The following is a 12311-nucleotide window of genomic DNA, read 5'->3' as shown; positions in this document are numbered from 1 at the left end:
ACAACGCGAACGGCGACGTGCGGAACGGGCCGGGACGGCCCAGCCGCTGCTGCCCGCCATCGGCTAGGATCGCCGCCGCCGCAGCGGAGCGCTGCGGCATCTTGGCGCGGCCTGATGCGTGAGCGTCTTCGAACTGTGATGTCCATGGTGTTCCTCCGGTCCCGCCGCGAGCAGCCGAACGAGGCGCCGGGCCAGTACGCCATGCTCGTCGTCGGTCTCGGCAATCCCGGCAAGCGCTACGCCCACAACCGCCATAACGTCGGCTTTATGGTGGTTGACGCCTTCGCTGAGCGGCACGGCCTCCGCTTCAGCCGCAAGCGGGGAAAGGCTGAGATCGCCGACGGCGCGATCGGGGAGCAGCGCGTCCTCTTGGCCAAACCCCAGACCTACGTCAATCTGTCAGGCGAGGCAGTGCAAGCGCTGCAAGCGTTCACCAAGCTCGAGCCGGAGCGGATCCTCGTCGTCTGCGATGACCTCGATCTCCCGCTCGGGACCCTCCGGCTGCGCGAGCAGGGCGGCTCGGGCGGCCACAATGGGCTGAAATCGATCGCGCAGCGGCTCGGCACGACGAAATTTCCCCGGCTCCGGATCGGCATCGGCCGCCCGCCCGAGGAGGAACGCCTAGGACGGCGCGACGAGATCGTGACCGCGCACGTGCTCGGGAACTTCTCATCGGACGAACGGGTTATTATCAATGAGGCGATTGCTCGGGCAGTCGCGGCCATCGAGACCGCCATTCTCGAGGGCATTCCGGCAGCGATGAACCGCTTCAACCAGCCGGGACGCGGTGCCGCGCCAGAGGCAGCGCGGTAAGTTCAGTCTCGGCCGAGCGAGCGCTCGATGCCAATTCCAGACGCAATGGCTGGCGTCTATCTCGGCGCGTTCCTCGTCGGGCTCCTGTTCACGGTGGCCTCCTTTCTCCTCGGCAGTCACGCCTTCGCCGGCAATGGCGTTCACCTTGGAACCGGCGTCGACGCCCCTTCCAGCCACGAGGTCGGACACGCCCCCTCGCCGTTCAATCTCCAGGTGCTGGCGGCGTTCATCACCTTCTTCGGCGGCGTCGGCTACGCTCTCAGCATCGCCGGGCCGATGTGGGGACCGCTCGTCTTCCTGCTGGCGACAGTCGGGGGACTGCTCGCCGGCGGTGCAATCTTCTGGCTGCTGGCGAAGGTGATCTACGGCGGGCAGACGCCGGTGCTGCGCGAGCGAGACTACGACTTGCCGGGAACGATCGCCCGCGTTACCTCCCCGATCCGCGAGGGGCGGATTGGGGAGATCGTCTTTGAGAAAGGCGGGCGCCAGCGGGTCGAGGGCGCCCGCCTCGTCGGGCCAGGGTCGGCTGCCCAAGGCGATGAAGTGGTGATCGTGCGCTACGAGCACGGCATCGCCTACGTTGAGCCGCTCGACGAGTTCTTCAACAAGTAAGGGAAACGCCCATGGAACTGCTCTCCATCGCCATCATCGCCGTTGTCCTCGTTGTCGTCTTCTTCCTGCTGGTCTCGATTGCGGCGCGGCTCTACCGCGTTGTCGGGCCGAACCGAGCGCTCATCATCTACGGGCTCGGCGGGACGCAGATCGTCACTGGCGGCGGTCGGGTCGTCTTGCCCCTCGTTCAGAACGCGCAGGAGTTATCGCTCGAATTGATGTCCTTCGACGTCGCGCCGACCCAGGATCTCTACACCTCGCAGGGCGTCGCGGTTCGAGTGGAGGCCGTGACCCAAATCAAGGTGAAGTCTGACCCGTCATCGATCCGGACGGCGGCAGAACAGTTTCTGACCAAGCCGCCGGCCGAGCGCGAAGCCGCTATCCGGCTGGTGATGGAAGGGCATCTGCGCGGCATGGTGGGACAGCTGACCGTTGAGCAGATCGTGAAAGAGCCGGAGATGATCGCGGACCGCGTCCGGGCGACCTCCGCCGAAGATATGGCGAAGATGGGACTCGAAGTCGTCTCGTTCACGATCCGGGAGATTACGGACAAGAACGAATACATCGCGAACATGGGCCGGCCTGACATCGCCCGTATCAAGCGCGACGCCGACGTGGCGACCGCCGAAGCGCAGCGCGACACTGCCATCCGGCAGGCAGAGACGATGCGGGAAGCCGCGATCGCTCGCGCCCAAGCGGATCAGCAGCGCGTCATCGCCGAGACCGCATCGCTCGCCGTCCAAGCGGAAGCACAGCGCGACCTCGAGACGAAGCGCGCCGAATACCAAGCGGCAGTTCAGCGCGCCAAGGCCGCGGCCGATGCCGCCTACGAGATCGAAGCGAACATCCAGAAGCAGCGCATCATCGCCGAGCAGGTCGCTATCGAGCGCGTCCAGCGCGAGGAACTGGTGAAAGTGCAGGAAGCCGAGATTCAGCGGCGTGAGCGGGAGCTGATCGCGACCGTCCAGAAGCCGGCCGAGGCGGAGCGGGCAAAGGTGCTCACCCTCGCCGAGGCCGAGAAGCGGCGGCTTGAGCTCGAAGCGCTCGGTCGGGCGGAGAGCATTCGCGCCGAGGGGCTCGCCGAGGCGGAAGTGATCCGCGCCAAGGGCGAGGCCGAAGCGATCGCGATGGCGCGAAAGGCGAGCGCCTTCCATGAGTATAACCAAGCCGCGATCGTCGATAAGCTGCTTTCGGAACTGCCTGAGATCGTCCGCGCGCTTGCCGAGCCCCTGACGAAGGTCGACAAGATTACCGTCGTTTCGACTGGCAGCGACGGCGCGCGGGGGGTCGGGATCAACCAGCTGACCACCGATATGGCGCAGGTGATCGCCCAAGTGCCCGCGCTCGTTGAGACCCTGACCGGGCTGAAGCTGGAGGAGCTGATGCGCCGCCTGCCCCAGCTTCGCGACAGCGCGGCCGCCAGCATGCCGACAAGCGCGCGGACAGACGGCAAGGAGCAGTAGCCCCGGACCCCAGCCGAAGCAGCAGCACGCTCCTCGCTCTCGTGCCGCATAGCGAGGAGCGCCGTGCTTCCGCTATACTTCGCCCGCGCCCCGCTGGAATCATTCCGGGATGTAGCTCAGCCAGGCCAGAGCGCTGCGTTCGGGACGCAGAGGCCCCCAGTTCAAATCTGGGCATCCCGACCTCCGCTTCGGCAGCCCTCAGCGGGCTGCCTCCTCCCGTCAGGTCCCCTCAGGCAGCGCTTTCCCGCGAGGGAAGCGCGAAGACGCTCTCTCGTCGGAACGCGCCGCGGGTGAGGGGGCCGGCGTTACTCCCCTTCCCCCTCGCGGAAGAACCGGTCGACCACCTCGACCAGTTCATCGGGCGCTTCATCCGGGGCAGCGATGCTCCCATTGGGGAGGTGATAAAAGCGGCCGTTCGGCATGAGATGGACTGCTTGGCGGCTGTCGTTGAAGATCGTGTCGCGCTCGCCGCAGAGCACCAGCACCGGAATTGTCATCGCCCGCGCCATGGCGAGATGATCCGCCTTGGCGACCGCCCAGAAGCCGTACGGCAGTTCGCGGCCCGCTTTGAGGGAGTCGATGAGAGCGCGGATGCCGAGCTCAGGGGTCCAGCGCTCCCCGAGGGCTGCGACCCGCGCCTTCCAGCGCGCAACGAGCTGGGTGCCCTCCTCATCGTACTCCGCAAGCGGCATGGCGAGCAGCTGGGCTTTCCGCTTCTCCTCCATCAGCGTCCAGCCCCAGGTGGCGAGCTTCCGCACGCGATCGGGATGAGCTGCTGCAAGCGCCGCCCCGATCATCCCGCCGGTGTGATGGCCGAGGAGGAAGAAGCGGTCGATGCCGAGCGCGTCGATCGCCTCGAGAAGGACGGCGGCGTACTCTTCGAGCGAGGGGGGCGCAGCAGGGCGGAAGGAGTCGCCGTACCCTGGCGTGTCGAAGGCGACAGCGCGGTAGCGGCGAGCCGCCAGCCGAGGCACGATCGGCTCCCACATTGCCGATGAGGCAGGCGACATATGGAGCAACACGACCGGGTCGCCCTCCCCTGCCGTTCGATAGTGCACCTGCCCCTGCGCGGTATCGACGTAGCCTTTCCGGATAGACATCGTTTGCCCCCTCGAGGTCTGCGCGATAGCCTAGCACACGGCCCGGCCGGCTGGAAGCAACAGGGTATAATCGCACTACCCGGACTGCTCTCCGGACTGAAACGTGGTGGTTTCCGAACGGATCCAGCGCCAACTGACTGCGGTTCCTGCCAGTCCCGGCGTCTACCTGATGCGGGACGCGGCAGGGGAAATTCTCTACGTCGGCAAGGCGATCAACCTGCGGAACCGGCTCCGCTCCTATTTCCAGGCCTCGGCGAGCCACACCCCGAAAATCCGCAAGATGGTGGAGCGGATCGCGGACTTCGAGTTCATTGTCACCGATAGCGAACTGGAAGCGCTCATCCTCGAATGCACGCTGATCAAGCGGCATCGTCCCCGCTACAACGTCGTCATGAAAGACGACAAGAACTATCCCTACCTGAAGGTGACAAACGAGCCGTTTCCGAAAGTTGTCATCACTCGGCGCCTCCTCGATGACGGAGCGCGCTATTTCGGCCCCTATGCCGACGTCGGCTCGGTGCGGCGAACGCTCGACCTGCTCAACAAGCTGTTCCCGTACCGCTCCTGCGACCGCCCGATCACGGGAACAGACACCCGCCCCTGCTTGGACTACCACATCAAGCGCTGCCTTGGTCCCTGCATCGGGGCGGTCGACGAGGCAGGCTACCGCGACGTGATCAACCAAGTGATCCTGTTCCTCGAAGGCCGCCAAGAGGAAGTGATCGCGCGCCTGCGCGCGCAGATGGAGGCCGCGGCGGAGAACCTCGAGTTTGAGCGAGCGGCGGCCCTCCGCGACCAGATCGCGGCGGTCGAAAAGGTGGCAGAGCGGCAAAAGGTCGTCTCCGCCAAAGGAGAGGATCAGGACGTGATCGCCTTTGCGCGCAACAACGGCGAGGCGTGTGTCCAAGTTTTCTTCATCCGCAATGGGCGGCTGATCGGGCGGGAGCACTTCATCCTGCAGGGAACGAGCGAGGAGGACGGCAAGCAGATCGTCGCCAGCTTTGTCAAACAGTTCTACGACCAAGCTCCGGAGGTGCCGCCGACGATCCTCTTGCCCAACCGGCTCGACGAGGAGCAGGTGATCGAGGCGTGGCTGCGGGATAAGCGCGGCGGTCAGAAAGTGCGCCTTCAGGTGCCAAAACAGGGCGACCGCAAGAAGCTCGTCGAGCTGGTCGCCGAAAACGCGCAGCAAGTGCTTGAGCAAATGCGCGCCAAGTGGCTCGCCGACGACAACCGGAACGGTGCCGCCCTGCGCGAGCTCGCCGATGCTCTCGGGCTTGCCCATCCGCCAGCCCGGATCGAGTGCTACGACATCTCGACCATCCACGGGACTGCGACAGTCGCCAGCATGGTCGTCTTCGAAAACGGCAAACCGAAGAGCGCCCACTACCGGCGCTTTCGCATCAAATCTGTCCCCGGCAACAATGACTACGCCGCGATGGAGGAAGTGCTTCGGCGCCGGCTGAAGTATCTTGCAGCGCCCCGCGCCGTCGTCGCGGCAGAAGGCGAGGCGAGCACTCAGCGGTCGGAGACGAATTTCGACTTTCCGGCGCCCGACCTGATCCTTGTCGATGGCGGAAAAGGCCAGCTCTCGGTCGCGTCCGACGTGCTGCGCGACCTCGGGCTCGCCTCGATCCCCGTCGCAGCGCTCGCCAAAGAGCAGGAGGCGCTCTTCCTTCCGAGCGTCTCAGACCCCGTGCTGCTGCCGGCGACTTCCCCGGCGCTCTACCTCGTCCAGCGCATCCGCGACGAGGCGCACCGCTTTGCCGTCGCTTACCATCGCAAGGTGCGCTCCCGGGGCGCGTTCGAGTCTGAACTGGACCAGGTGCGCGGGATCGGCCCCCGCCGCAAGAAAGCGCTGCTGCGCCACTTCGGCTCCGTGAAGGCGATCCGTGAGGCGTCGGTCGATGACCTCGCGGCCGTCGTCGGTATGACGCGCCGGCTGGCGGAGAAGCTCAAAAGCCAGCTCTAACTGCTCCGACGGGCGCTTTTCGGCGAAGCCGCGCCTGCTCCTGGGCGGCGCGCCGGGTCGGCAGACAGGAGCGGGATTACCGAAGAGCGGCGCGCCGCACTGCCCGCGCACGCGCCCGTTCCCGACCCGCGGCGCATCGGACAGCTGGTCAGTGCCCGCCGTGCGTTGACGCGGGAGCGTTCCCCCGCACTTCTACCTGCACGGTCGAGGTAGCGCCGCTCTGGAAGGAGAGGGAGAGGGAGAACTTATCGCCGTTTCGCAATTCGCGGTTGAGCCCGATCAGCATGACGTGATAGGAGCCGGGCTTCAGTTCGACGCTCCCGCCTGCTGGCACGTCGATGCTCGGCACTTTCGCCATTCGGGCAACGCCTCCCTCGATCGTCGTCTGATGCAGTTCGACAGCACGCGCCACGTCGCTCGACGCTGCAACGAGGCGGTCCGCAGCGCCGCCGCTGCGCAGCGTGAAGTAGACTGCGCCGTTCGCGCCAGCAGCGGCCGGACGGCTCCACGCATCCTCAACGCGGATGCTCCCTCCTTGCGCACCGGTCGGAGCGCACGCCGCAAGCAGAAGCCCACTGATGAAGAGAAGAAGAGCGCGTTTCATAGTCCCAGCACCGTTCGCAGGTCACTTGCCATTTCGTCTGGGGTCATCTCGGGCCAGAACAGCATCCGCACCAGCCCCTCGCGGTCGATCACGATCGTGGCCGCCGTGTGGTTGATGATGTAGCCGAGCGCCTCGCTGGCTGGCTCCTTCTCGTAGACAAGGTGATACAGCTTCGCGACCTGCTCAAGCTCCTCAGCCGTAGGGATGAGCCCGATAAACGAACGGTCGTACCGGTCGAGATAGGCGCGGACGACGTCGGGCCGGTCCCGCTCGGGATCGACCGTGACAAAGATGACGTGAAGGTCGCGGCCCCGAGCGCCGAGTTGGCTCTTGGCATACGCCAGCTTCGCGAGCGTAATCGGGCAGACATCCGGGCAGCTGGTGTAGCCGAACGTGAGCAGCACCGGCTTGCCCCGCAGGCTGCTGAGGGCAACGAGCTGGCCGCTGGTATCGCGGAGGGTAAAGTCAGCCGCAGGAAGCGGGGGAGTGATCAGCGAGGCGGTCACCGCCTTCCGCTGAGAGGTGAGCAGGATCGTCACCGCGCCCGCCACAACGAGGACAAACGCGACAGTTGAAACGACAGAGAGCGCTACCAGACGCTTCATCGCCCCTCTCTCTAGGTCACCCCCGCGACCCCGTTACTTCAGGGTTTGGAGAAACGCCACAATCGCTTCCGTCTCTGCAGATGAGAGGCGAGTGCTTGGCATGGCGGTACCCGGTTTCAGGCTCGAGGGATTGGTGAGCCACTGCGCCAGATTGTCGCGGGTGTTCGGGATTGTCTCCGCGATCGTGGGCTTGGAGGCGAAACCGGCAAGCCCCGGACCAACAACACCGCCGCCGCCGACGCCGGGGATGACATGGCAGCCGGTGCATCCTTTCTGAACGACAAGCCGGCGTCCTTCGGAGACCGGGTCCGACGGGCCGCATGCTGCCGAGGCGAGCGCCAGCATTCCCACCACGGCGAGCCCGACCGCGCCCCTGCTGAGGAGCAAGGCGGAGCGCGACGGCTGACGCCGAGATTGGTGTTCGTCAGAAGAGAGCCAAGACGCGAGGATCGAGACGTTCTTTTCGGCCATAGCGACAGGGGCTCTCGCAATTCGAGATGACGCCGGTTGGGACGTCTGTCTCCCGGAGAGAGCCGCTTCCGGACTTGGCGTGCCCGCCGTCAGGCCCGCGACCGACACCGATCTGTCGCGAGGAGGCGCTGCAAGAGCAGGCTCCCCGATCCTCCGGCTTCGAGCAGGGAGCAGTGCAGCGAGCCCAGCACTCCTCTTCTTCGCTGCGGGGAGCTGCGCCCCTGCGCTCCCCAAGCGCCGAATTTCGCTGGCGCCATCCTCAGCGCCGCTCGCATTCGGCGCGCTCTCCAGCCGCCATAGCAATAATACAGTAGCAACGGGGGCGGGAAATCCGCAAAGTTTATACTGTGCAACCATTTTCGCGATGGGCAGACGAGTTTCGCAACGCCGCTGGCCAGCGTGACGGGCTTGTTCGTGGGGTGGCTTTGCATCAGTTGTGGCGAACGAGTATGATACGGTCGTCCCCGCACTCGTCGGTGTCACGCATCCACGCCAACCGGAAACCCCGCGAGGAAGGTCAATGTCAGAGGCCCAGTTCACTGCGGCGCAGTGGCAATCGCTTGCTGTGAGTACCTGGCTGCTGTTCCTGCTCGTCCTCCTCGGAGGGCTTGGGGCGTTCTCGTTGGCGGCAGCCATTATCGTCATCCCCTCGTTCGAAGCGACACAGGCGCGGGCCGAGCGGAAGAACCCGGTGTTAGCGCGCCTGTTCCGCCTTCGCCCGGTGTTTCTCGTGGGCGCGGTGGCGCTGCTGACGGGGGCGTTTGTGGCTGTCGTGGTTGCGGTGATGACCTATTACCCGGCGGTCTTGCCGTTCTGGCCGCGCGTCTGGATCTAGGTGCGCGCCGGCGCGGCGTCCCCGCAAGAGGGGTGGGCTATAATGGCGCGGTCTCGCTGGCGCCGCATTCCGACGGGTTCCCGCCCTCGTCTGGAAGACACAGCAACATCATGCTCCCTCGCGCACGTCGCGGCGGAAGAGGGAACGCTAGCTACTCTGGTTGACGATGCAGTTCCCAGCCTCGCCGCGTGGCGTGAGAGGGCCAACCGCTCGCAGGCAGACGCGGGTGTGGTGGAGCAAGCTGAATGAATCGGAGAAGCCTTGTCCTCGGTACGGCGCTGATTGCCGCGTTGCTCCTCGTCGGTGTCGGCGTGGCAGGACTCGCCTTCGCCGCCCAGATGGCTCCCGGCCCAGAGCAGCCGGTGAACTTTCCCCATACCGTCCATGTTTCCGCCCTCGGGATGGAATGCCGTTTCTGTCACCGCGGCGTCGACACCGAGGCGCATGCGACCATCCCGCCGGTCGAACTGTGTCTCTTCTGCCACGTAGTCGTTAAGACGCAGTCCCCCGAGATCCAAAAGCTGATCACTTCCTACCGCACGAACGACCCGATCAACTGGGTGCGCGTCCATCGCCAGCCGGATCACGTTGGTTTCGTCCATTGGACCCACATTGCGCGGGGCTTTGATTGCGCGACCTGCCATGGCGATGTCACCAACATCGATCAGATGCCGCTTGGTCGGGTGAAGCAGGTACGGGCGCTCGGGATGGGAGACTGCTTGAACTGCCACCGTGAGAACAGCGCTCCAGTCGATTGCTGGACCTGTCACAAGTAGGAGGAGCCGATGGCGGCAAGTCGCCGAGACTTTCTGAAACTCGCCGGCGCCTCCTCCGCAGGAGCGGTCGTCTTTGCCGGCTGCACGATCCCCGCGCGCGAGATGAAGGTCGAAAGCCCGACGCGCATTCCCGAGGACTTGGTCACCGGCCGCGACAACTGGTATGCCACCGCCGGCACGCGTGGCAACGGCGTCATCGTCCGCGTGATGGAGGGCCGCGCGCTCAAGGTCGAAGGCAATCCCGACCATCCAGTCAACCAAGGCAAATCGAGCGTCTGGGATCAAGCGCTTGTCCAGTTGCTCTATCACCCCGACCGCTATCAGCGGCCGCTCCGCCTGAACGGGCCGCGCGGTAGCGGAAACTACGCCCCGCTCTCGTGGAGCGACGCTATCGCCCAGGCCGCCGAAGCGGTCCGTGGGGCGACAGGCGGCCGTCTCGTCGTGATGACCCCGCCGCTCAGCGGTCCCACTTTGGTCGCCGTCGAGGCGTTCGTCCGCGCCCTCGGGGGGTCGTTGCTCACCCTCGACTTGAACGATGACGCGGTCTACCGCGCTGCCGTTCAGCGGGTTTTCGGCGCCGAGGCGCTCCCCGACTACGACCTCGCGCGCGCCAACACGGTGCTCTCGATCGGCGCCGACTGGCTGGGAGCGTGGGGCAACCCGGTGCGGAGCGGCATCGGCTATGGGCAGTTCCGCCAAGGAAAAGCGACGCGGGGCTATCTTATCCATATCGACTCGCGCTTTTCGGCGACCGCCGCGAATGCCGACGAGTACGTTCCTTGCCGCCCGGGATCGGAAGGGCTTGTCGCGCTGGCAATCGCGCAGGCGCTGATGGCGGGGAACTTCGGCGACCCGGCCGCCTATCCCAGCGGCGGAGCGCAAGCGCTGGCGGCCTTTGCTGCCGACCAAGTCGCCGCGCAGACTGGTATTCCGGCCGAACGCATTCGAGCGATCGCCCAACGGCTGGGGCAGAACCGTCCCGCAGTCGTGATCGGGGGCGGGTCAGCGGGGGCGCACACCAACGGGTTGTTCAACCTGACCCAGATTCTGAATTTGAACCACCTCCTTGGCACAGTCGGGCGGCCCGGCGGCGTGCGCCTCAACCCCGCGCCGCCCGCAATTCCGAATTTCACCGCTCCTTTCCGCAGCGGAACGAGTTCGTTTACGAGCTGGCAAGGGGAGATGATCCGCCTGCGCCAGCTCGGCAGCGCGGCAGTTATTCTCGTCTTCAACGTCAATCCGGTCTTTTCGCTGCCGCCGGCGCTCGGTGTTCGCGAGGTGATGCTCAACGCCGGCCGTGTCATCAGCTTCTCGACCCTGCCCGACGAAACGAGCGAACTCGCCGACCTGATCCTGCCATCGCACAGCCCGCTCGAAGAGTGGGGCGTCGAGGTGCCGGATCACGGCCCGGGATACCAAGTCGTGACCTTCAAGCAGCCGGTTGTCAACCGCGTGTTCGATACGCGGCAGTTCGGCGACACCATTCTTGACGTGATGCGCGCGATCGGCGGGGAGGTCGTGCGGGCTGTGCCGTTCCCTACCATCCGCGACGGGGCGCGGCTGTTCGTGCAGCCGTTCTTTGACCGTCGCGCCGGCTCTGTGACTGCGGAGACGTTCGATCTCTTCCTGAATGGGGTGCAGCAGCGCGGCGGGTGGTGGTCAACAGCGATCACGCAGGCAGCGGCGACGCGGCCGGCAAGCTTCGCCACCTCGCCCGAGCCCGCTCGCTTTGCCGGCGACGACAGCTATCCGTTCTTCCTCCAGCCGTTCATGTCGCCGACGCTCGGCTCGCCCGAGGGGGCACAGCTGCCCTGGCTGCAGCAGACGCCAGACCCAGTGACGACAATGGCCTGGGGAACCTGGGTCGAGATCAACCGGCGGGTGGCCGACCGGCTCGGGGTGCGGGAAGGCGACGTGGTCGTCGTCGAAAGCCCAACCGGCCGGATCGAGGCGCCGGTCTACATCAACTACGGCACCCCTGACTGGACGGTCGCGATCCCGATCGGGAACGGCCACACCGCAGGCGGCCGCTGGCAGAAAGGGGTGGGGGTCAATCCGATCGGCCTTCTTGCTGACCTAACCGAGCCGCAGACGGGAGCCCTTGCGTGGGCGGCGACGAGGGTGCGGCTGACGAAAACCGGCCGGCGTGTGCCGCTGACGAAGCTCGAGGGCTATGTGCCGGCCGTCCAGCTCAAGGGCGCTGAGGCGCTGAAAATCACGAACAAGGATAGCTAGGCGCAACCGCGCCGCGAGGATCGACGATGGCGGAGAGAAAGCGTTGGGGCATGGTGATCGACCTCGACCGCTGCACGGGCTGTCAGGCGTGCGTTGTGGCGTGTCAGGCGGAGAACAACATCCCCCTCAACACGCCGGATATTGTTCTCCAGGCTCGCTCGATCCAGTGGATTCGGGTCGAACGCTATTGGTCGGGCATCGATGAGAACGACCCGGCGAAGGTCAAGGTCGGCTACTTGCCGGTTTTGTGCGTCCATTGCACGAACGCGCCGTGCGAGCCTGTCTGCCCCGTTTATGCCGCCTATCACAACCCCGAGGGGCTGAACGTTCAGGTCTACAACCGCTGCGTCGGAACACGCTACTGTGCCAACAACTGCCCGTATCACGCGCGGTACTTCAACTACTGGGAACGCGAGTGGCCAGAGCCCCTCAATTTCCAACTGAACCCGGACGTCACCATTCGCTCCAAAGGCATCATGGAGAAATGCACGTTCTGCGTGCAGCGCATCCGCCGGGCCGAGCGGCGGGCCAAGTTCGAAGGCCGCACCGTGCGCGATCAGGAATTCACGACCGCCTGCGCCCAAGCGTGCCCGACAGGCGCGATCGTCTTCGGCAACTTGGCCGACCCGTCGAGCTTGGTCAGCCAGTTGGCGAAGGATGCGCGTCACTACCGGCTCCTCGAGCATTTGGGTACGGAGCCGGGGGTCTATCACTTGAAGAAAGTCGACCCGAACTACCAAGGCGCGGAGAAGAGCCGCTGATGTCGCCCATGCTGTCGTGTCGCAGGACTGAGGAGCGCGCGGGTCTGCGCGCCGCCGGCTGGGA

General features: G+C 65.6%; 12 protein-coding genes and 1 tRNA gene. 9 read left to right on the top strand and 4 right to left on the bottom strand.

Features of this window, described 5'->3' with window-relative positions:
- Positions 1-201 precede the first annotated feature (201 nt).
- The 4 genes from pth (at position 202) to NZ773_14685 (ending at position 3068) form a co-directional block, all read left to right on the top strand.
- A complete protein-coding gene (gene pth / locus NZ773_14700; protein MCS6803173.1) occupies positions 202-813 on the top strand; it encodes an aminoacyl-tRNA hydrolase in 612 nt (203 codons plus the stop codon).
- A 27-nt stretch (positions 814-840) separates the two neighbouring features.
- Complete coding sequence (locus NZ773_14695; protein MCS6803172.1) at positions 841-1425, top strand: NfeD family protein; 585 nt, start codon at positions 841-843, stop codon at positions 1423-1425.
- An 11-nt stretch (positions 1426-1436) separates the two neighbouring features.
- Positions 1437-2888, top strand: a complete 1452-nt coding sequence (locus NZ773_14690) for an SPFH domain-containing protein (protein MCS6803171.1) — start codon at positions 1437-1439, stop codon at positions 2886-2888.
- Positions 2889-2993: 105 nt separating this feature from the next.
- Positions 2994-3068, top strand: a tRNA-Pro gene (locus NZ773_14685).
- Between the two features lie 125 nt (positions 3069-3193).
- Here the strand turns inward: NZ773_14685 and NZ773_14680 are convergent.
- The gene (locus NZ773_14680; protein ID MCS6803170.1) at positions 3194-3988 is read right to left on the bottom strand and encodes an alpha/beta hydrolase; all 795 of its coding nucleotides are present in this window, start codon (positions 3986-3988) and stop codon (positions 3194-3196) included.
- Between the two features lie 103 nt (positions 3989-4091).
- On the opposite strand from NZ773_14680, the gene uvrC reads away from it, so the two are divergent.
- Entirely contained in the window at positions 4092-5960 is a 1869-nt protein-coding gene (uvrC, locus tag NZ773_14675; GenBank protein MCS6803169.1) for an excinuclease ABC subunit UvrC, read from the top strand.
- Positions 5961-6108: 148 nt separating this feature from the next.
- On the opposite strand, the gene NZ773_14670 is transcribed toward uvrC, so the two are convergent.
- From NZ773_14670 to NZ773_14660, 3 genes are read right to left on the bottom strand one after another with little or no spacing between them, the layout of a single operon-like run.
- Complete coding sequence (locus tag NZ773_14670; GenBank protein ID MCS6803168.1) at positions 6109-6564, bottom strand: copper chaperone PCu(A)C; 456 nt, start codon at positions 6562-6564, stop codon at positions 6109-6111.
- Entirely contained in the window at positions 6561-7169 is a 609-nt protein-coding gene (locus NZ773_14665) for an SCO family protein (GenBank protein ID MCS6803167.1), read from the bottom strand. Before NZ773_14665 ends, NZ773_14670 begins: the two co-directional genes overlap by 4 nt.
- 33 nt (positions 7170-7202) lie before the next feature.
- The gene (locus tag NZ773_14660) at positions 7203-7640 is read right to left on the bottom strand and encodes a cytochrome c (GenBank protein MCS6803166.1); all 438 of its coding nucleotides are present in this window, start codon (positions 7638-7640) and stop codon (positions 7203-7205) included.
- A gap of 520 nt (positions 7641-8160) precedes the next feature.
- Here NZ773_14660 and NZ773_14655 point away from each other — a divergent pair.
- From NZ773_14655 to NZ773_14640, 4 genes are all read left to right on the top strand, one after another.
- Positions 8161-8475: a hypothetical protein gene (locus NZ773_14655; protein ID MCS6803165.1), complete on the top strand. Its 315-nt coding sequence runs from the start codon at positions 8161-8163 to the stop codon at positions 8473-8475.
- Positions 8476-8720: 245 nt separating this feature from the next.
- Positions 8721-9251 carry a cytochrome c family protein gene (locus tag NZ773_14650; protein MCS6803164.1) on the top strand — a complete coding sequence of 177 codons (531 nt, stop codon included), beginning with the start codon at positions 8721-8723 and terminating at the stop codon, positions 9249-9251.
- 9 nt (positions 9252-9260) lie between these two features.
- Positions 9261-11486 (top strand): molybdopterin-dependent oxidoreductase, encoded by a 2226-nt coding sequence (locus NZ773_14645; protein MCS6803163.1) that lies wholly within the window; start codon positions 9261-9263, stop codon positions 11484-11486.
- Positions 11487-11512: 26 nt separating this feature from the next.
- Positions 11513-12247 carry a 4Fe-4S dicluster domain-containing protein gene (locus NZ773_14640; protein ID MCS6803162.1) on the top strand — a complete coding sequence of 245 codons (735 nt, stop codon included), beginning with the start codon at positions 11513-11515 and terminating at the stop codon, positions 12245-12247.
- Positions 12248-12311: the final 64 nt, after the last annotated feature.

This window comes from Dehalococcoidia bacterium (assembly GCA_025054935.1).
Taxonomy (GTDB): domain Bacteria; phylum Chloroflexota; class Dehalococcoidia; order SpSt-223; family SpSt-223; genus JANWZD01.
Note: the sequence above shows the minus strand (reverse complement) of the source record. Positions and strands in the feature narration are given on the sequence as shown.